Origin of the sequence: Bradyrhizobium sp. AUGA SZCCT0177, from assembly GCF_018130125.1 — a bacterium.
Lineage (GTDB): Bacteria > Pseudomonadota > Alphaproteobacteria > Rhizobiales > Xanthobacteraceae > Bradyrhizobium.
In genome coordinates, this window is the sequence record NZ_JAFCMA010000001.1 from 421,717 (window position 1) to 440,065 (window position 18,349).

At 62.8% G+C, this 18,349-nt stretch carries 15 protein-coding genes; 5 read left to right on the plus strand and 10 right to left on the minus strand.

Annotated features, from left to right (window positions below):
- Positions 1 to 83: 83 nt before the first annotated feature.
- The 9 genes from JQ597_RS02155 to JQ597_RS02195 form a co-directional block, all read right to left on the minus strand.
- The gene (locus JQ597_RS02155) at positions 84 to 797 is read right to left on the minus strand and encodes an ABC transporter ATP-binding protein (RefSeq protein WP_409363298.1); all 714 of its coding nucleotides are present in this window, start codon (positions 795 to 797) and stop codon (positions 84 to 86) included.
- Positions 790 to 2,070, minus strand: coding sequence for a lipoprotein-releasing ABC transporter permease subunit (locus JQ597_RS02160; RefSeq protein WP_212262408.1), 1,281 nt, complete (start codon positions 2,068 to 2,070; stop codon positions 790 to 792). Before JQ597_RS02160 ends, JQ597_RS02155 begins: the two co-directional genes overlap by 8 nt.
- Positions 2,070 to 3,350 carry a lipoprotein-releasing ABC transporter permease subunit gene (locus JQ597_RS02165; protein WP_212262410.1) on the minus strand — a complete coding sequence of 427 codons (1,281 nt, stop codon included), beginning with the start codon at positions 3,348 to 3,350 and terminating at the stop codon, positions 2,070 to 2,072. Before JQ597_RS02165 ends, JQ597_RS02160 begins: the two co-directional genes overlap by 1 nt.
- Before the next feature lie 94 nt (positions 3,351 to 3,444).
- Positions 3,445 to 4,767 carry a proline--tRNA ligase gene (proS, locus tag JQ597_RS02170; protein WP_212262412.1) on the minus strand — a complete coding sequence of 441 codons (1,323 nt, stop codon included), beginning with the start codon at positions 4,765 to 4,767 and terminating at the stop codon, positions 3,445 to 3,447.
- A gap of 886 nt (positions 4,768 to 5,653) precedes the next feature.
- Positions 5,654 to 7,216 carry a copper resistance CopC/CopD family protein gene (locus JQ597_RS02175; RefSeq protein WP_212262414.1) on the minus strand — a complete coding sequence of 521 codons (1,563 nt, stop codon included), beginning with the start codon at positions 7,214 to 7,216 and terminating at the stop codon, positions 5,654 to 5,656.
- A gap of 5 nt (positions 7,217 to 7,221) precedes the next feature.
- Positions 7,222 to 7,746 carry a YcnI family protein gene (locus JQ597_RS02180; protein WP_212262416.1) on the minus strand — a complete coding sequence of 175 codons (525 nt, stop codon included), beginning with the start codon at positions 7,744 to 7,746 and terminating at the stop codon, positions 7,222 to 7,224.
- 143 nt (positions 7,747 to 7,889) lie between these two features.
- The gene (locus JQ597_RS02185; RefSeq protein ID WP_212262418.1) at positions 7,890 to 8,393 is read right to left on the minus strand and encodes a copper chaperone PCu(A)C; all 504 of its coding nucleotides are present in this window, start codon (positions 8,391 to 8,393) and stop codon (positions 7,890 to 7,892) included.
- Positions 8,394 to 8,481: 88 nt separating this feature from the next.
- Positions 8,482 to 10,704 carry a TonB-dependent receptor family protein gene (locus tag JQ597_RS02190; RefSeq protein ID WP_212262420.1) on the minus strand — a complete coding sequence of 741 codons (2,223 nt, stop codon included), beginning with the start codon at positions 10,702 to 10,704 and terminating at the stop codon, positions 8,482 to 8,484.
- A 92-nt stretch (positions 10,705 to 10,796) separates the two neighbouring features.
- On the minus strand, positions 10,797 to 11,171 hold the full coding sequence (locus tag JQ597_RS02195) for a DUF2946 domain-containing protein (RefSeq protein ID WP_212262422.1): 375 nt from the start codon (positions 11,169 to 11,171) through the stop codon (positions 10,797 to 10,799).
- A 561-nt stretch (positions 11,172 to 11,732) separates the two neighbouring features.
- Between JQ597_RS02195 and JQ597_RS02200 the strand changes: the two genes are divergently transcribed.
- The 4 genes from JQ597_RS02200 (at position 11,733) to JQ597_RS02215 (ending at position 15,866) form a co-directional block, all read left to right on the plus strand.
- The gene (locus JQ597_RS02200) at positions 11,733 to 12,137 is read left to right on the plus strand and encodes a globin (RefSeq protein ID WP_212262424.1); all 405 of its coding nucleotides are present in this window, start codon (positions 11,733 to 11,735) and stop codon (positions 12,135 to 12,137) included.
- Between the two features lie 156 nt (positions 12,138 to 12,293).
- The gene (locus JQ597_RS02205) at positions 12,294 to 13,313 is read left to right on the plus strand and encodes a sugar ABC transporter substrate-binding protein (protein WP_212262426.1); all 1,020 of its coding nucleotides are present in this window, start codon (positions 12,294 to 12,296) and stop codon (positions 13,311 to 13,313) included.
- Between the two features lie 6 nt (positions 13,314 to 13,319).
- Positions 13,320 to 14,822, plus strand: coding sequence for a sugar ABC transporter ATP-binding protein (locus JQ597_RS02210; RefSeq protein ID WP_212262428.1), 1,503 nt, complete (start codon positions 13,320 to 13,322; stop codon positions 14,820 to 14,822).
- Between the two features lie 12 nt (positions 14,823 to 14,834).
- Complete coding sequence (locus JQ597_RS02215) at positions 14,835 to 15,866, plus strand: ABC transporter permease (RefSeq protein ID WP_212262430.1); 1,032 nt, start codon at positions 14,835 to 14,837, stop codon at positions 15,864 to 15,866.
- A gap of 164 nt (positions 15,867 to 16,030) precedes the next feature.
- On the opposite strand, the gene JQ597_RS02220 is transcribed toward JQ597_RS02215, so the two are convergent.
- On the minus strand, positions 16,031 to 17,188 hold the full coding sequence (locus tag JQ597_RS02220) for an acyl-CoA dehydrogenase family protein (RefSeq protein WP_212262432.1): 1,158 nt from the start codon (positions 17,186 to 17,188) through the stop codon (positions 16,031 to 16,033).
- A gap of 285 nt (positions 17,189 to 17,473) precedes the next feature.
- Between JQ597_RS02220 and JQ597_RS02225 the strand changes: the two genes are divergently transcribed.
- Complete coding sequence (locus JQ597_RS02225; protein ID WP_249147164.1) at positions 17,474 to 18,127, plus strand: winged helix-turn-helix transcriptional regulator; 654 nt, start codon at positions 17,474 to 17,476, stop codon at positions 18,125 to 18,127.
- Positions 18,128 to 18,349 lie beyond the last annotated feature (222 nt).

Consider the following 18,349-nt stretch of genomic DNA (forward strand, 5'->3'; position numbering starts at 1 on the left):
CCGTGATCGAACCGACGAGCGCGCTCCGAGCTCAACGAGATTCGAATGTGTGGAGCGATTCCAATTCCATTGTGAAGCTGTCGTCATTCCAGCTCGACGACCTGACCGTCCACCAGCGACACCCGCCGATCCATGCGCCCGGCCAATTCCATGTTGTGGGTTGCGATCAGCATCGCGACCCGCGTCGCCTTCACGAGCTGCATCAGGGCGTTGAACACGTGATCGGCGGTGTGCGGATCGAGGTTGCCGGTCGGCTCGTCCGCCAGCAGCACCCGCGGCGCATTGGCGACCGCGCGTGCGATCGCGACGCGCTGCTGCTCGCCGCCGGACAGTTCGGCCGGGCGGTGGGTGATGCGTTCGCCAAGACCGAGATAGGCCAGGATCTCTGTTGCACGCTTGATGGTCTCGTTGCGCTTGAGACCGCGGATCATCTGCGGCAGCATGACGTTTTCGAGCGCGGTGAATTCCGGCAGCAGCCGGTGCTGCTGGTAGACGAAGCCGATGTCGGAACGCCTGATATGGGTGCGGTCGATGTCTGACAATTGCGAGGTCGGCGCTCCCCCGACATAGACCTCGCCGTCATCGGGGCTTTCGAGCAGGCCCGCGATATGCAGCAGCGTCGACTTGCCCGAGCCCGACGGCGCCACCAGCGCCACCGACTGCCCGGCCCACAGCGCGAGCTTGGCGCCGTTGAGAATGGTCAGCGTCGCCTCGCCCTGCGTGTACTGGCGTTTTATCTCGTGGAGATAGACCACCGGAACATCTTCCGCGCCCTCGGCCATTTTGCCCTCACTCATAGCGGAGCGCGTCCACGGGATCGAGGCGCGCCGCGCGCCAGGACGGATAGAGCGTGGCCAGGAACGACAGCGTCAGCGCCATGATCACGACGGCAGAGGTCTCGCGGAAGGCGATCTCGGCCGGAAGCTTCGAGAGGAAATAGATCTCTCGCGGAAATATGTCGGTGTTGGTGAGCCACGACAGGAATGTCTGGATCGATTCGATGTTGAGGCAAATCAGCATGCCGACGAAAAAGCCGGTCAGCGTGCCGACCACGCCGATCGCGGCTCCCGTGATCAGGAATATCCGCATGATCGAGCCCCGCGAGGCGCCCATGGTACGCAGGATCGCAATGTCCTGGCCCTTGTCCTTGACCAGCATGATCAGGCCGGAGACGATGTTGAGCGCCGCGACCAGCACGATCATGGTCAGGATCAGGAACGTCACGTTGCGTTGGACCAGCAGCGCATTGAAGAAGGTCGAGTTGCGCTGCCGCCAGTCGACCAGGAACACCGGCCGCCCGGCCGCATCCGTCACCAGCCTGCGGAAAGTGTCGATCTTGTCCGGATTGCTGGTGAACACCTCGATCGCGGAGACGTCGTCCTTGCGGTTGAAATAGACCTGCGACTCCGGCAGCGGCATGAACACGAAGCCTGAGTCATATTCCGACATGCCGATCTCGAACACGGCGGCGACCTTGTAGGGCTTGATGCGCGGCGTGGTGCCCATCGCGGTCACAGCCCCCTTCGGGGCAACCAAGGTGATGCTGTCGCCGGCACGCAACGACAGCGTATCGGCGAGCCGGCGACCGATCGCGACGCCCTGCCCCTCGTCGAAGCCTTCCAGCGTGCCCTGCTTGATGTTCGCCGAGATCGAGGTGAGGTTCTTCAGGTCAGCGGCGCGCATGCCGCGCACCACCACGCCCGAGGCGTTGAAGGCCGACGACGCCAACGCCTGACCGTCAACCACCGGCGCGGCCAGCCGGACACCCTGAATCAGGCTGATCCGCTCGGCGACATCCTTCCAGTCCGTCAGCGGCGATTCCAGAGGTTGGACCAGCAGATGCCCGTTGAGGCCGAGGATCTTGTCCAGCAGTTCCTTGCGAAAGCCGTTCAACACGGCCATCACGACGATCAGCGTCGCAACGCCGAGCATGATGCCGAGGAACGAAAAACCGGCAATGACGGAAATGAAGCCTTCCTTGCGGCGCGCCCGCAGGTAACGCCCGGACAACAGCCATTCGAACTGTGAGAACGGCGGGGTACGAACTGTCTCCTTCATGGTCTCACCCATCACTCGTACCGGAGTGCGTCGACGGGATCGAGGCGCGCGGCGCGCCAGGACGGATACAGCGTGGCCAGGAACGACAGCGTCAGCGCCATGATCACCACCGCGGTGGTCTCGCCGAAATCGATCTCGGCGGGCAGCTTGGACAGGAAGTAGAGCTCCGGCGAGAACAGCTCGGTATTGGTCATCCACGACAGGAATTGCCGGATCGATTCGATGTTCAGGCAAACCAGCATGCCGACAAAAAAGCCGGTCAGCGTGCCGACCACGCCGATCGCAGCCCCCGTGATCAGGAATATCCGCATGATCGAGCCCTGCGAGGCACCCATGGTGCGCAGGATCGCAATGTCCTGGCCCTTGTCCTTGACCAGCATGATCAGGCCGGACACGATGTTGAGCGCTGCGACCAGCACGATCATGGTCAGGATCAGGAACATCACGTTGCGTTCGACCTGCAGCGCGTTGAAGAAGGTCGAATTGCGCTGCCGCCAGTCGACCAGGAACACCGGCCGCCCGGCCGCTTCCGTCACCAGCTTGCGGAAAGCGTCGATCTTGTCCGGATTGGAGGTGAACACCTCGATCGCTGTGACGTCGTCCTTGCGGTTGAAATAGGCCTGCGACTCCGGCAGCGGCATGAACACGAAGCTCGAATCGTATTCCGACATGCCGATCTCGAACACCGCGGCGACCTTGTAGGCCTTGATGCGGGGTGTGGTACCCATCGGGGTCACGGCCCCCTTCGGGGCAACCAAGGTGATGCTGTCGCCGGCATGCAACGACAGCGTATCGGCGAGCCGGCGACCGATCGCGACGCCCTGCCCCTCGTCGAAGCCTTCCAGGGTGCCCTGCTTGATGTTCTTGGCGACCGAGGTGAGGTTGTTCAGGTCCGCGGAACGTATACCCCGCACCAGCACGCCCGAGGCGTTGAAATACGAGGACGCCAACGCCTGACCGTCAACCACCGGCGCGGCCAGCCGGATGCCCTGAACCTGGTTGATACGCTCGGCGACATCCTTCCAGTCGGTCAGCGGCGATTCCAGCGGCTGAATTAAGAGATGTCCGTTGAGGCCGAGGATCTTGTCCAGCAGCTCTTTGCGAAAGCCGTTCATCACGGCCATCACGATAATCAGCGTCGCAACGCCGAGCATGATGCCGAGGAACGAAAAACCGGCGATGACGGAAATGAACCCTTCCTTGCGACGCGCCCGCAGGTAACGCCCCGACAACAGCCATTCGAACTGCGAAAACGGCGGGGTTCGGACTGTCTCGTTCATGGTCTCATCCATCTTTCGATAATCCCATGATTCGGGGCCAAATGTGGCCGGGAATGGCCAAGAATACCCGCCCCCCGTGGATAATCTTTATCCCGCTATCTTCCGCTTATCGTCCAACTATCTTGGCGACCGCTTCCGCCGGGCTGAGATTCTCGCGTGAGCCGTCGCTGCGCCGCTTGATCTCGAGCTTGCCCTCGGCGAGGCCCTTGGGACCGACCAGAATCTGCCAGGGGATACCGATCAGGTCGGCGGCGGCGAACTTCGCCCCTGCGCGCTGATCGGTGTCGTCATAGAGGACATCGACGCCCGTGGCCTCGAGCTCGCGGTACAGCGCCTCGCAGGCGGCATCGGTGTCGCTGGAGCCCTGCTTCAGGTTCAGGATCACGGCGGTGAACGGGGCCACCGCTTCGGGCCATTTGATGCCGGCATCGTCATGGCAGGCCTCGATGATGGCGCCGACCAGGCGCGACACGCCGACGCCGTAGGAGCCGCCATGGATCGGGACGTCGACACCGTCGGCGCCCGCGACCATCGCCTTCATGGCGTCGGAATATTTGGTGCCGAAGTAGAAGATCTGGCCGACCTCGATGCCCCTGGTGTGCACCTTGTTCTCGGCAGGCACTTCGCTGTCGAAGCGCGCGGCATCGTGCACGTCCTCGGTCGCGGCATAGACCGAGGTCCATTGCTTGATGATCGGGGTCAAATCGCCGTCATAATCGACGTCGTCGCCCGGGATCGGCAGGTTGAGCACGTCGCTGTCGCAATAGACGCCGGACTCGCCGGTCTCGGCCAGCACGATGAATTCGTGGCTGAGATCGCCGCCGATCGGGCCGGTCTCCGCGCGCATTGGGATCGCCTTCAACCCCATCCGCGCGAAGGTGCGCAGGTAAGCGACGAACATCCGGTTATAGGAGCGCCGCGCCGCCGCCTCGTCGATGTCGAACGAATAGGCATCCTTCATCAGGAATTCGCGGCCACGCATCACGCCGAAACGCGGACGCTGCTCGTCGCGGAACTTCCACTGGATGTGGTAGAGATTGAGCGGCAGACTCTTGTAGGACTTGACGTAGGCGCGGAAGATCTCGGTGATCATTTCCTCATTGGTCGGCCCGTACAGCAGTTCGCGCTTGTGGCGGTCGCTGATGCGCAGCATTTCCGGGCCATAGGCGTCGTAGCGGCCGCTCTCGCGCCAGAGGTCGGCGAGCTGCAGCGTCGGCATCAGCAGTTCCAGGGCACCTGCGCGGTCCTGCTCCTCGCGGACGATCTGCTCGATCTTCTTCAACACCCGAAAACCCAGCGGCAGCCAGGCGTAAATGCCCGCCGCTTCCTGCCGCATCATGCCGGCACGCAGCATCAGGCGATGCGAGACGATCTCCGCCTCTTTCGGATTCTCTTTCAGGATGGGCAGAAAAAACCGCGACAATCGCATGGGTCAACTCAGGGAATCAGGGGGCGATAAGGAAGAATGGCAGTGAAACCGGATCGGCTACGAAAATACAAGGCCGGAACACCTTAAAAAGCCGCAAGATATGCGGATTTCCGACCGTTCTGCCCCCGAAATTGACCGCATGATTGCGGCGCGATCAGGTCCGGGTTGGTCTTCGCAGGCAATGACCGGGAACGGTGCGTGTCCATACGCTTCTGTCGTCCCGGCGAACTCAGATGCGCAATTGCGCATCTGAGCTCAAGGCCGGGACGACGGTGGTGTTTGTTGTTGCACCGTCATCCAAACGCAGCTTCGCATTCTCGCGACGCGATGCGCCCGAGGTTTGTTGGAAACTTCTCGCCCTCAAAAATTCAGAGGGCGCAGGGAATGCCGGATGCGCGCTGCACCCGCGGTCTCGTGTGCGAATAGTGCAAAGAAAGCTGCACACGAGCATACAGGGCAGCGGAGAGCATCCGACATTCCCTGCGCAATGGCTTTACGGCTTATGGCGTGCTCTCCCCGGTGAGACGGTCTCTATTGCCACCGTCGTCCCTCGGAAGCGTTAGCTCCCGCAGGACTTGACGCCGTTACGGGCGCCAGGACCACACGCTTTCGCCGTACGCTTCAGCCGCGACCGTCAATCGCAACATCGGCGTCCACCGCGACCCGCCCCTCGTTGTGACGACGGCCAACGCCCCTCTGAGCGGGACGGGATGGCTATTGATGTGCCGGTGATTTGGGGTCGAAGGAAAGGGAAATATTTTTGATTTACAGAAATTTAGGGCTTGACATGATTTCGATAAATCAGAAATGATTTGCCCGACGGGTTGTTTTGTCGCATGCTGGCCGCAAGATTGCGCTTGCGCGCGAGGCGACGCAGCATACCCCGTCACCGTACTTCGAAATCACCCTCCAGAGTGATTTTCTCGAAATCGGTCACCAGCGCATCGATCCGCATGTGCCAACGGCCGGCGAGCGGCAACGGCACGCCGCGCACGTGCCAGGACCCATCCGGTCCGCGCGTCGCTTCACGCTCGAATGGCTCGATACCGCGCTCCGGCAGGCTCAGCGTCAGGGTCGCCTCCTTGGCCGATAGCGCGGCGAAGTCGCCGGTCATCAATTGCAGGACAAAATCATCCGAACCCACTTTGCCCGGCGAGATCGACACCTGAGCCATCGCAGTCTCGGTGTGGATATGGATCGCCAGCGGCGCCTGCGCGGCGGCCGCCAGCACGCGCGGCGGCGGCGTGAAACGCCAGCCCGCGACGACGGCGAGGATACAAGCCACCACGACGCATTCGATCAGGATCGAACCGATCAACGGCCGCGTATTCCCCGAATCAGCCGCCACGGCCGGCGTCAGGCGGTATCGGTTCAGCGCGGCGAGCCCAAGCAGGACCGTCACCAGTATCAATTTGACCAGCAGGATAATGCCGTAGCGGGTGTCGATCAGCGCATGAAAGCTCTCAAGCTGGATGACCGCCAGACCCAATCCGCTCAACACCAGAAATCCGACGACCGGCACGGCCAGGCGCGAAAACCGTTGCAGCACCGGCACCACCGCGCCCGTCGATTGGCGCGCCAGCACCACAAGGGGCGCGAGTGCGCCGACCCAAAAGGCGATGGCAACGCCGTGGAGGAACATCGCAGGCGCCGTCAGCGATTTCGGTGACGCCGTTGCGGCGTGTCCGCTGGTTGCCAGCGACAGCCCGACGCCTGCCATCGCGAGAACAGTCAACGCCCAAGCGGTAATCCTGGTCGGGCTGCGCCACGCGAACCCGGCGATGACCATCGACGCGATCGCAATCAGCAGCGACGGTCCGAGGCTGGTTCCGAGCGCGCCAGTCCATGGCGCTGAGGTCGCCAGCCCGCCGAGCGGAAGATCGAGCAAGTCGAGACCCTGCAGGCCAAGCGAGGCGACAGCGCTTGCGACACCGACGGCAAGCGCGCCCGTGATCACGCGCGCACCGCTGGAACCCTGCCCGATCCATACGGCAAAGAACGCGCCGCCGACGCCTGCGAACAAGCCGACATAAACCCCGATGCGAGCCAGCCAGATCAGGATCGCAACCGGGCCGCCATTCGACCTGGCGGTATTGGCCGTCGCAACGCCGATCGAAAACACCAGCGATCCCGCGACGGGATGCCCGTCCTGGGAAACCACGCGATAGCTGACGACCTGCGTCCCGCGCGGCAGATCATCAGGCAACACGATCACGACGGATTGGTCGACCGCGCGAACCGTGACGGCGCGCGTCTTGCCCGCGGCATCGATCAGGTTGACAACCGCGGGTGTGACGCTTTCGTTGAACTGCAATTGCAGGGTCTTCGCCTCGGCCACGACGCTGCCATCGGCAGGTTCGGCAGCGACCAGCGACGCATGCGCAAACGTATCCGTTGCAAAACAGAGCGCCACCAGCAGTGCCGCGACGGCTGCGATGGCGCGTAGCATCGAATTTACGGCTTCGAGATCAGCTTGAGGCCCGGCGCCGGCGACGAGCCGTCATGACTATGCGACCCGGCCCCGGCCTTCGGAATATCGATCCAGCGGCTTACCCCCTTCTCGCATTCCTGCACCACCGGAAAATACAGCGTGGTGTTCGGCTTCAGGCCACCGGTGAGAAAGGTTGCCATGACGAATTCGTCGTAATTGTCGTCCGCGAGCTTGCCCCCGCTCCAGGACACTTCCTTGACGCCTTCGGAGAATTTGTTGCCATGATATTCGTATTCGGCGGCGTATTTTCCCTTGATGGTCTCGAGAGTCCAGCCAGCCTTCGGCATCGGCTTGACGCTGATCACGCCTTCGGGGATTTGCACCCGGATTTTGACGGTGGCCGATCCCGCGCAACCATGCGGCACGGCAAATACCGCCTTGTAATAACTGCCGACGGCCGCCTCGCGCTTCTCGAGCGTAACGTGCGCGTTGGCGGAAGACGCGGCGCAGAGTGCAGCGGCGGCGACTAGTAAACCTGGCTTAGACATTTTTGGCCTCAAATGTTCCTGCTGAATTGATCGGACTTCTCTCACGTCAATGGCGATGATGCGCCGCCCGTTCCTTGCCATGGCTGGTGGACGCGGGGTCGCCCGCTGCACCGGCCGCAGCGGCGAACCGCACGCCATCCCCGTTACTTCTTCATGCCGGAATGACCCGAATGATCAGGCGCGGGCGCCTGCGCGCCGACGCCCTGCACGTCGAGCGACAGCGTCACCTTGCCCGCTTTTTCGAACTCGAGCGTTACCGGTACCTTGTCGCCTTGCTTGAGCGGGCCCTTGAGATCCATCAGCATCAGATGATAGCCGCCCGGCGCGAGTTTTACGGTCTTGCCGGGTTCGATAGCGAGGCCCTTGTCGAGTTCCCGCATCGTCATCACGCCATTGTTGACAGCCATCTCGTGGACCTCGATCTTGCCGGAGATGTCAGCTGCGCCCTTGATCAACCGATCCGGCGTCGAGCCCTTGTTCTCGATGGTGAGGTATCCGCCCGCGATCTTGGCGCCGCCCGGCGTGGCGCGGCTCCAGGCTTGCGTGATGACGAGACCGCCGGCCTTGACCTCCTGGGCGTGCAAGGGGACCGTCTGCAAGCCCGCTACGAGGGCCAGGCACACGAGTTTGATTTGAATTGATTTCATAGCTTGTTCTTTCGATGTTTGAACGGCTTCGGCATTCGGATTTCCACCACGCTGGTGAAGAGAAACCGGCGACATATACCGTACTCCCTCACCATCGGTACTTCATGCCGGCATAAACAGCCCTTCCGTTACCAGGTTCGAACAGAGGCGACGTGGCGGTTGCCTGATTGATAATGCTCGCACTCGAAATATAGGCCTTGTTGGCCAGATTGCGCCCCTCGATATAGGCCGAAACCGGACCGCCATTGTCGAAGCCCGCCTTCAACCCGACGAGCGCATAGGGCTCGGTCTTCAGCGTGTTCGCGTTGTCGACAAAATAGGACTGCGGCACCCATTCGATATTGGGCCCGAAATAGAAACCGGTCGGATTCTTGTACAACAACTCGGCACGGAGGTAGTGGCGCGGGGCCCCGGGCAGGATGTTGTTGCGATAGTTTGGATCGTTGTCGAAACGAAAATCGTTCAGCGTATACGCAAGATTCAGCCAGATCTTGTCGGGCGCCGGGCCGTTGTTGAAGATGCCGCGGAAAATCGCGGCGCCCGCACCCGCTTCGATGCCCTGGTGAATGGTGCGATCGGCGTTGGTGACGTTACAGGTTCCGGCGGCGTTGCCGAAGATACATTGCAGCTCGTCGCGGATGTTGGCGCGATAGGCCGTGATCTCCCAGGCGTAATCGGGCCGCTTCATCCGAGTTCCGATCTCGTAGGTGGTGGCGATCTGCGGTCGGATGCTGGTGAAGGGAATGACCGGCGTGCCCCCCGCTCCGGACGAACTTTCCCCAAAACTTGGCACCTCGGCGCTTCGGGAGATGTTGGCGTAGGCCTGCCAGGTCGGATCGATATTCCAGAGCAGACCGGCCTTCGGCGACCACAGCCTGAACTCGGTCGCCCCCGACTGATTGCCATCGCTGAGAAAGCGATCCTGCCGGTTGCGGGTTGCGTACAGGAACTGCGTTCCGCCGATCGCGGCAACATTCGGCAAGAAGTAAAAGCTGTCCTCGATGTAGAGGGAGGTGTTTTTGGACCGATCGATCGACGACGACAACAGCGCGCCCTTCTGGCCGCCGATATTCGCGAACTGCTGGTTGTCGATGCTGCCGTTCAGGACGTTGACGCCGGCGACAAGGCGGTTGCGGAAGCCGCCGATGTACCGGTCGTCGGTGACCTTCGCGAAGCCGCCATAGTCCTTGTAACTGTAATCGAGCCACTGAAAGATCGGGTGCATCAGGTGACGGTCGACGCCGAACACTCCGAATTCGACCTTGGTGTCTTCAAACCGGATCGTCGTCTTGTTGGCGAGCCGCACAGTATCGATATTGCGCTGCTGGTCATTGATGACGTTTGCGGGAGCGGCGGCTTCAGGATTGCTCAAGGCGGAGGCCTTGGTGACGGTGCCGGGGATACGCTGGCGCACCTCATTGGCGTTGAAATAGAACCGTGTCTCGACATCCGGCGAGAACTGATAGCCGACATTGCCGCTGACGCGCGTGCTGCTGCCGCTGCTGTGATTGCGAAAGCCGTCGGACGCCTGGGTCGAAGCGGTGACGAAACCGTCCCACGGCCCATTCGCGCCGCCGGCATTGGCTTGGAGCCGCTTGAATCCGAATGCGCCAATATCAGCCGACACCCCGTTCGGAAACGGGTCGCGGCCGGTCGGCATCACGAAATTGATGGCGCCGCCGAGCGAGTTCGCGCCGAACTGCAGCGCGTTGCCGCCCTTGTAGACCTCGACATATTTGTAGGCGGTCGGATCGATTTCCTGGAAATCGCCATAGCCGTCCGCGGTGTTCATTGGAATGCCGTCCATATAGAGCTGCACGCCGCGCAGATGGAAGTTCCGTGACAGGCCGGACCCGCGGATCGAAAGCCGCGTGTCGTCACCCCATTTCGGCTGCGCAAAGACGCCGGGAACGTAATCCAGAATGTCCTTGATGGTGTTGGCGACTGTCGAATTCCTGTACGCTTCGGCCGGCACCAGCGCGACGCCGCCCGGCGTCTGGTTGATTTCCGCCAACGCCTGCTGTGCACTCAGTACCGCCAGGGCGCCGCGCGCCCCCTGCCCCTCATCGCTCGCGACCGGCGCAACCGGAGCCGGATTTCGAACGCGAGATGCCCGCGCGGTGCGCGCCGCGGCGCGTTGTGGGGGACGGGTCGTGGTCGCCCGCTGCTGTGTGGGGGCGTCAACCGTGACGGGAGGCAACACGCCGTGCGGGCCTGTCTGAGCGGCTGCTGGAATGGAAGCAAGTAGGACGGCGCCGGCAAGCAGGGGCTTGCACGGGCGCGCGCCCGAGGGGAAATGATAGCGAAACATTGATAATCCTGACACCGGCGCTGTGGCCGGCTTATTGAACTGCACCGATCAGCGCAGCCGAAGCCGCACCGATCGTTCGGATGTTCGAAAGGTCAGGAAATAGAGGGTGGCGCGCGCGCTTGCGCGTGCGAGCCGGCGCGGGAACCGAACCGCTCCGTTGTGAATTCGACCCAGACCACGCGCGCGTGCCGGGGTTCGAAGACGACGGCGTCGGCGGTTTGCGGTACATCGACCGGCGCACCGGTCTGGAGCACGCTGCAGACCGAACAGCAACCATCGTGCGCGCGATGCCCGGTCTGGTCGCTCTGGCCGGTGGAGGCATCTGCATTGCCGTGACAGATCACGGCCGCGGCGATCGGATCGGAGGCCGCGATGCTGGCCGCCCAGCATGCGCCGATCGGTGCGAAAATCTGCACCAACAAGGCGATCAGGACTATGGGTAGGAACTTTTTCAGCCGCGCGCGCATTGCAAACCCATCCGGGTCAAGAACTAATCACCGAGAGAGTCCGAAGTCGAGATCGGGTTTCCGGTTTATCCGCTTGTGTTGCGCAAATAACCCGGCGTTTTGGATGCGTTCCAGCCGATCGAGGCGGCGATTCCGGCCCTCCGCGCCCGTGACCCAGTACGGGTACTGACCCTGCGCCACAAGGAATAGTGGTGCAATTCCAATCATTTCGCAGATTGCTGGAATTTTGATCAATCGTTGCTGAAAATGGTGACAAGTGGAAAAAGATAGTCTACATGTGCTGGCTCAGGCTGGCCGAAAGGTTGAAGTCTGGTGGTCCAAGTCTCGGGAGGAGCCCTGACGCGCACAAGCAGCGTCGCCTCGTCAATCAAGATCAAACCCAAATTTTCGAGGTAAAAGGGTCGACACAATTTTTGAGCAGGGCTCCGTGCCCTGCTCTTTTTTTTTGAGTCTTTTGTTTTGACGCGTTTTCTTCACGCGAACCGCAGCCCGCCTCGGTTGAAAACGCTCTAGAATCGTTTCTCTAAATCGTTCCAAGAATCTCCGAACCGCGTACGCCTCATGATCGCGTCCAATCCGATCGAGCGAAGCTTTGAGATCGCAGCCGCCCGCTGCACGGATCTGACGCCGCTGGTCTATCACCGCCTGCACAGCGAACATCCCGAAACACAAACGATGTTCCGGACCGAGGGCAGCGAGCTGGTCAAGGGCTCGATGCTGGCGCTGACGATCGATGCGATCCTGGATTTCGCAGGTCCCCGCACCGGCCACTTCCGCATGATCGAGTGCGAGATTTCCTCGCATGACGCCTACGGTACGCCGCGCGACCTGTTCATCGCATTCTTCGGCGTGATCGCCGGGACCCTGCGCGAAATCCTCGATCAAGACTGGTCGCCTGAGATCGATGCTGCATGGCGGAAATTACTCGATGAGATCGAGCAGTTGGTCTTGCAGCGCACAAGCTAGGACGGCTTCCACTCAACTTGCTCGATCGATTCTGCACCCTCAGCGATGACGTGATCAGCGAACGGGTAGCGCGTGCGCGACGAGTGTGAGACACTGCGGGCATCCGCGGTGCGTGCAACGCCCTCGGTCATAAAAATGAAAGCGAGGGAGCAAGCAATGTCAGGGACGGACAAATCCTCTACGACCAGGCGTGATCTTCTTCAGTCGGCGGCGTTCGCCGGCGCAGCGACTGCGCTGTTCGGCGGTTTGGGCGTGAGCCCGGCGCTCGCGCAGGCCGCACGTTCCGAAAAACCGCTGAAGGCCGCGTTCTCCAACGCCGGCCTGCAGGCCACCTGGTGCGCGCAGGGCAAGCAGGCCGCGGAATGGTGGGGCAAGCTGTTCAACGTCGAGGTCACCTGGTTCGACGGCCAGCTCGACGCCGTCAAGCAGCGCGCCGCGATCGACAACATGGCGTCGCAAAAATGGGATTTCGTCGCCATCCAGGCGTTCGGCATCGGCACCCTGACCCAGCCGGTGCAGAAGATGATCAGCGCCGGCACCCCGGTCATCGACATGGACACGCTGATCGCACCGCTCGACCAGATCAACGTCCACTCCTTCCTCGCCCCCGACAATGAATTCATGGGCGCTTCGGTGACGCAGGCGCTCTGCAATGCCATGGGCGGCAAGGGCAAGATCATCATGACCCAAGGCGCCCTCGGCCACACCGGCGCGCAAGGCCGCGCCAAGGGCTTCAATACGGTCGTCAAGCAATTCCCGAACATCGAGGTGCTCGATACCCAGCCCGCCGATTGGGACGTCACCAAGGCCGCGCGTCTGTGGGAGACCTATCTGACAAAATACCCGCAGATCGACGCCGCCTTCTTCCACAATGACGACATGGCGCTCGCCGCCTACAACATCATGAAGGCGCGCAACCGCACCAACATCCTGATCGGCGGCGTCGATGCCATGCCGCCGGCGATCCAGGCCGTCAGCGAAGGCCGGATGTTCGCCACCGTCCGCAATCCTTCGTGCCGTATCCATGGCGGCGCCATCGTCGCGGGCGTCGCCGCGGTGACCGGGGGCGAGAAGAGCGGTCAGGGCATTCCGAAGCACGTGATAACGGACGGCCCGGTCGTGACCAAGGCCAACGCCGCGGGCATGCAGTGGATGGAGAATCATTTCCTGATCTGAAGCCTGATGATTCCGCAACGCGCACCCATCCTCGAACTGCGAGGGATCACCAAAGCCTTCGGCGGCGTCGAGGCGCTTCGCGGGGTCGATTTTGCGCTGTTCGCCGGCGAGATCCACGGTCTCGTCGGCGAAAACGGCGCGGGAAAAAGCACGCTGATGAAGATCATCGCCGGCGTGCACGCGGAATTCTCCGGCCATTTTGCACTGGATGGGAAGGACACCCGTTTCCGTTCGACCCGCGACGCGCATGCGGCCGGCATCGCCATGGTCCATCAGGAGCTGAGCGTCGCCCCTGATCTGTCGGTGGCCGAAAACGTCTTTCTCGGCACCCAGCCGACCAACCGCTTCGGCCTCGTACAGTGGCGGCGCATGGCGCGCGAGGCCGGCGAGCAGCTCGCCAAATTCGGCATCGACGTCGATCCAATGTCGCGGCTCGGCGACCTGCCGATCGGCATGCAGCAGTTGATCGAGATCGCCCGCGTCCTGTTCTCGGGCGCCCGCATTGTCATTCTCGACGAGCCGACCTCCGCCCTCTCGCCGCCTGAGGTCGAGCGCCTGTTCGCGACGCTGCGGCGGCTGCGCGACGAGGGTTGCGCCATCGTCTTCATCTCGCATTTCATCGAGGACATCCTGCGCGTCTCCGATACGGTGACGGTGTTCCGCAACGGGCGGAAAGTCGCCGAGACGGAATCCGCCGCGACCAGCAAGGCCGCGTTGATCGAAGCCATGATCGGCAAGGGCAGCGAGGCGCTGGGCGAGACCTATACCGACGACATCATGCTGCCGCCGCCAACCGATCGTCCGGCGGTGCTGAAGGCGGACGAGCTCACGCTCGCCCGCAGCCTGCAGGACGTCTCGTTCGAGGCCCGCGGCGGCGAAGTTTTGGGCATCTACGGCTTCATGGGCTGCGGGCAGCTCGAGCTGGCGCGAATCCTGTTCGGCAAGATCAAGCCCGACCGCGGCACGCTGATCGTGGGCGGCGAGCCCAAGACCTTCGCCAGCACCGCGGCGGCGCGGCGCGCCGGCGTCGCCTTTGTTCCCGAGAGCCGCCGCGCCATGCTGTTCCACCAGGAGCCGGTCTACAAGAACATCTCGATCAGCGTGCTGGGCCGGATCTCTGCCCTGTTGCTCAAGCCCGCACGCGAGCGCTCGATCGCTGCGCGCCAGGTCGAACAGTTGCAGATCAGGCCCGCAGCCGTCGAACTCGAACTCGGCATGCTGTCCGGCGGCAATCAGCAGAAGGTGGCGCTGGCGAAATGGCTGAGCTATCCGCCGCGCCTTTTGGTGCTGTGCGAGCCGACGCGCGGCATGGACGTCGGCGCCAAGAACGACGTCATCAACATCGTCAGAGATCTGCGCGCCAAGGGACTGGCCGTGATCGTGCTTTCGACCGAACCGGAGACGGTCCTGTCGCTTGCCGACCGCATCATCGTCCTCAAGCGCGGCGTAGTCGTGCGCGAATTCGCTCATGAGATGGTCAGCAAGGACCGCCTGCTGCAAGCGGCTTGAGGAGAACTTTGAATGGCAAGTGAAGGCGCGACAGTCCCGGCGGATCGCAAGCGGCCGCGCAGCGTCGGCAGGTTCCTGCGCTCGCAGATGCGCAACATCGCGCCGTTCCTGACGCTGATCTGCCTGACCGGCTTCTTTGCCGCCGCCAGTCCGTCGTTTGCGACGCTCGACAATTTCGGCAATATCCTGACCCAGGTCTCGGTGACCGGCATCATCGCCGTCGGCCTCACCTTCGTGATCCTGTGCGCCGAGATCGACCTGTCAATCGCCAGCATCGCCAATGTCACCGGCATCGCGGTCGCCTATTTCACGCTGCAGGAATCCTACGTGAACATCGCCAACGTCCCGATGCCCGGCTGGGCGGCGGTCATGCTGGCGCTCGCGCTCTGCGCCCTGCTCGGCGTCGTCAATGCGTTCGGGCTCACCGTGATCGGCATCCCCTCCTTCATCATGACGCTGGCGATGATGCAGATCGCCGCGGGCATTTCCGCGTTGCTGGTGCGCGGCCAGATCGCCTACAAGGTGCCCGACGTGATCACGACGCTCGGATCGGGATCGATCGGCGGCGTCCCTTGCATCGTGATCGTGGCCGCGCTGATGCTGCTCGCCGGCCATCTGGTGCTGACCTATACGCGCTTCGGCCGCTACGTTTACATGGTCGGCGGTAACCGCGAGGCGGCGGAATATTCCGGGCTCAACGTCAAGCTCATCCTCGGCAGCGTGATGGTGATCGCGGCGGTCTGCTCGGGGATCGGCGGCATGCTCGGCGTCGCCCATTTCGGCAGCGCGCAGCAGAACGAGTTCGACACCTATCTGCTCGACTCGATTGCCGCCGTCGTGGTCGGCGGCACCAGCCTGTTCGGCGGCCGCGGCGGCATCGGCAACACCGTCGTCGGCCTGTTCGTGCTCGGCGTCCTCAACAACGGCCTCGACCACGTCAACATCGACAGCTTCCTGAAGATCCTGATCCGGGGCCTGATCCTGCTCGCGGCGCTGGTGATCAACGTCTATGCGCAGCGGCTGCGGGAAAGGTCGGTTGATTGAAGGCGGCATCCAGGCCGTGAACCCAATCAACACTCGGGTTGCGCCAATGCGTCTCTCCCTGTGCGCGGGAGAGAAGAATCGCGAACGGGTGATGGGCCTGCCTCGCTAGGAGACAGACCCCTCAACCGCTTCTCTTGGGAAGAGAGAAGAGAGTCGCGTGTATCCTAGAATACCTTGTCCACCGGCAGGCCGAGCGCCATCGAGCCGGCGTATTGCGCCTGCGGGCCGGCCTGCAGCGGGTGGTAGCGGGCGGCCTGGATGTCGCGGAAGCGACGCTCCAGTCCGGTGGCACGGTAGAAGCCGGCGCCGCCGGCAAGTTCCATCGCAAGCTCCACGGTGGCAATGGCGTGGCGAGCGACGAGCGTACGGCCCGTCATCACCTGGTTGATGGTCTCGGCCGAAGGCGCATCAAGCCGCACCGCCGCCAGCATGTGTTCGCGGGCAAGGCGCGCACCAACCAATTCGGTGTCCATGCGGCCGGCGAGCTGGATCATGTGGTTATCGACCTTCTTCTTTTTAGCGACACCAACCGCGATGTCGCGGGCGCTCTCGGCGACGCCGAGATAGACCGAATAGATCAGCGGGAACGCGATGGTTGCGATGATCTGGAACAGCGGATGCCATTCGCCGGCCTTGCGCTTCACCGCAACGGCTGCTTCCGGCACCACATGGCCGTCGATCATGACGTCGTTGGAGCCGGTGCCGCGCATGCCGAGCGTGCGCCAGTTGTCCATCACCTTCACCTGCGGCGAGTTCATCGGCAAACCGAAGTGCAATACCTGCGCCGGTTCGCCTTCGCTCTCCAGCACGGCGGTGGTCATGAACAGGTTCGCCGCCGGCGAGCCGGAGGCAAACACCTTGCGCGCGGTGATGCGATAACCGCCGTCGACCTTCTCGGCCTTGCCGGAGCCGCCGATCCAGTCGCTGCCGCCGCTCGACAGCAAGAAGATGCGCTCGGCAGCGATGCGCTTGAGCAAGGGCTCGACGGGCGCCGCCTTCTGCACATTCCAGCGCCAGGCGGGAATCGCGACCTGATGGGTGTGCATGGAAAACGCCAGCGCGGTGGAGCCGCAATGCTGGCCGAGGATGCGCAGCATTTCGGCGAGCTCATCGATACTGGCGCCGCCGCCGCCAAGTTCGGTGGGCACGCCGGCCTCGACCAGGCCCGCTTCCTTCAGCGCGGCAAAATTCTCGGCGACGAACTGGTCCTCGTCAGTGGCAGTGGCGGCGCGCTCGGCGAAGATGGGGCCGAGCTCGCGGGCGATCTCGACGGGGCTGCGGTGCGTTGTCGCATCGACGGCACGTGCTGCGTTGCTGCTCATGGTGATCCCTCCATTCATTGGGACATTCGCGGGTACGCGAGATGTCTAATGCCCCGGAAACTAGGCCCGGGCGCAAGATCCCTCCAGTTCAGGAAGTGTACTGCCGCGGCGGCGATGCCCCGCAAGCAAAAGAGCCCACTGTAAACACTGGATTATTCGCTTCCATGTGGCCGCCGGCAGGCCAGAGCGGTATAGTATCTGTACTGCCCCCGCGCGTGCATGAGGAGATCCCCGTTGCCCGACAAAAGCGAACGCGGAAGCTATGGGCAGTTCTGCCCGGTGGCGATGGCGTCAGAGATCTTCTGCAACCGCTGGACCGCGCTGGTGCTGCGCGAATTGCTCTGCGGCACCACGCGCTTCAACGAACTGCGCCGCGGCGTGCCGCGGATGTCGCCGACACTGCTGTCGAAGCGGCTGAAGGAGCTGGAAGAGGCCGGCGTGATCGTCCCCGTGCCAACCAATCAGCACGGCGTGGTGGACTACAAGCTGACCGAAGCGGGCGAAGATCTGCGCGGCATCGTCATGGCGCTCGGCTTCTGGGGACAGCGCTGGGTCGAATCGACGCTGTCGCTGAAGAATCTCGATCCCGGGCTGTTGATGTGGGACATGCGGCGCAACCTGCAACCGACGCCGCTGCCGCCCCGCCGCACCACCATCAATTTCATCTATCCGGAGATGCGGCCCGACCGGAAATCATGGTGGCTGGTGGTCGATCGCGAGAAGGTCGACCTCTGCCTCACCGATCCCGGCTACGACGTCGACCTCTATGTCAGCTGCCCCCTGCGCTCCATGACTGCGGTGTGGATGGGCGTCGCCAAGCTCAACAGCGAAGTCGAGGCCGGCCGCATCAAGGTCACCGGCGATAGCTCGATCGCCAAATCGATGCAGCAATGGCTGGGACTTAGCCCCTTCGCGCAGGGGCAAAGGGCTGTGGTGTAGCTGGAAGCGGGCCGTTACGGTTAGGACCGGAGGGTCCTTCTTGTTCGGCTTATCCTGAGCCTGTTCGGCGGCCGCGGCGGCATCGGCAACACCGTCGTCGGCCTGTTCGTGCTCGGCGTCCTCAACAACGGCCTCGACCACGTCAACATCGACAGCTTCCTGAAGATCCTGATCCGGGGCCTGATCCTGCTCGCGGCGCTGGTGATCAACGTCTATGCGCAG

Excerpts from the sequence above, each read along its gene's own strand:
- JQ597_RS02155 (WP_409363298.1), bottom strand. The coding sequence starts at position 797 with ATGAGTGAGGGCAAAATGGCCGAGGGCGCGGAAGATGTTCCGGTGGTC.
- JQ597_RS02160 (WP_212262408.1), bottom strand. The coding sequence starts at position 2,070 with ATGGGTGAGACCATGAAGGAGACAGTTCGTACCCCGCCGTTCTCACAG.
- JQ597_RS02165 (WP_212262410.1), bottom strand. The coding sequence starts at position 3,350 with ATGGATGAGACCATGAACGAGACAGTCCGAACCCCGCCGTTTTCGCAG.
- proS (WP_212262412.1), bottom strand. The coding sequence starts at position 4,767 with ATGCGATTGTCGCGGTTTTTTCTGCCCATCCTGAAAGAGAATCCGAAA.
- JQ597_RS02175 (WP_212262414.1), bottom strand. The coding sequence starts at position 7,216 with ATGCTACGCGCCATCGCAGCCGTCGCGGCACTGCTGGTGGCGCTCTGT.
- JQ597_RS02180 (WP_212262416.1), bottom strand. The coding sequence starts at position 7,746 with ATGTCTAAGCCAGGTTTACTAGTCGCCGCCGCTGCACTCTGCGCCGCG.
- JQ597_RS02185 (WP_212262418.1), bottom strand. The coding sequence starts at position 8,393 with ATGAAATCAATTCAAATCAAACTCGTGTGCCTGGCCCTCGTAGCGGGC.
- JQ597_RS02190 (WP_212262420.1), bottom strand. The coding sequence starts at position 10,704 with ATGTTTCGCTATCATTTCCCCTCGGGCGCGCGCCCGTGCAAGCCCCTG.
- JQ597_RS02195 (WP_212262422.1), bottom strand. The coding sequence starts at position 11,171 with ATGCGCGCGCGGCTGAAAAAGTTCCTACCCATAGTCCTGATCGCCTTG.
- JQ597_RS02200 (WP_212262424.1), top strand. The coding sequence starts at position 11,733 with ATGATCGCGTCCAATCCGATCGAGCGAAGCTTTGAGATCGCAGCCGCC.
- JQ597_RS02205 (WP_212262426.1), top strand. The coding sequence starts at position 12,294 with ATGTCAGGGACGGACAAATCCTCTACGACCAGGCGTGATCTTCTTCAG.
- JQ597_RS02210 (WP_212262428.1), top strand. The coding sequence starts at position 13,320 with ATGATTCCGCAACGCGCACCCATCCTCGAACTGCGAGGGATCACCAAA.
- JQ597_RS02215 (WP_212262430.1), top strand. The coding sequence starts at position 14,835 with ATGGCAAGTGAAGGCGCGACAGTCCCGGCGGATCGCAAGCGGCCGCGC.
- JQ597_RS02220 (WP_212262432.1), bottom strand. The coding sequence starts at position 17,188 with ATGAGCAGCAACGCAGCACGTGCCGTCGATGCGACAACGCACCGCAGC.
- JQ597_RS02225 (WP_249147164.1), top strand. The coding sequence starts at position 17,474 with ATGGCGTCAGAGATCTTCTGCAACCGCTGGACCGCGCTGGTGCTGCGC.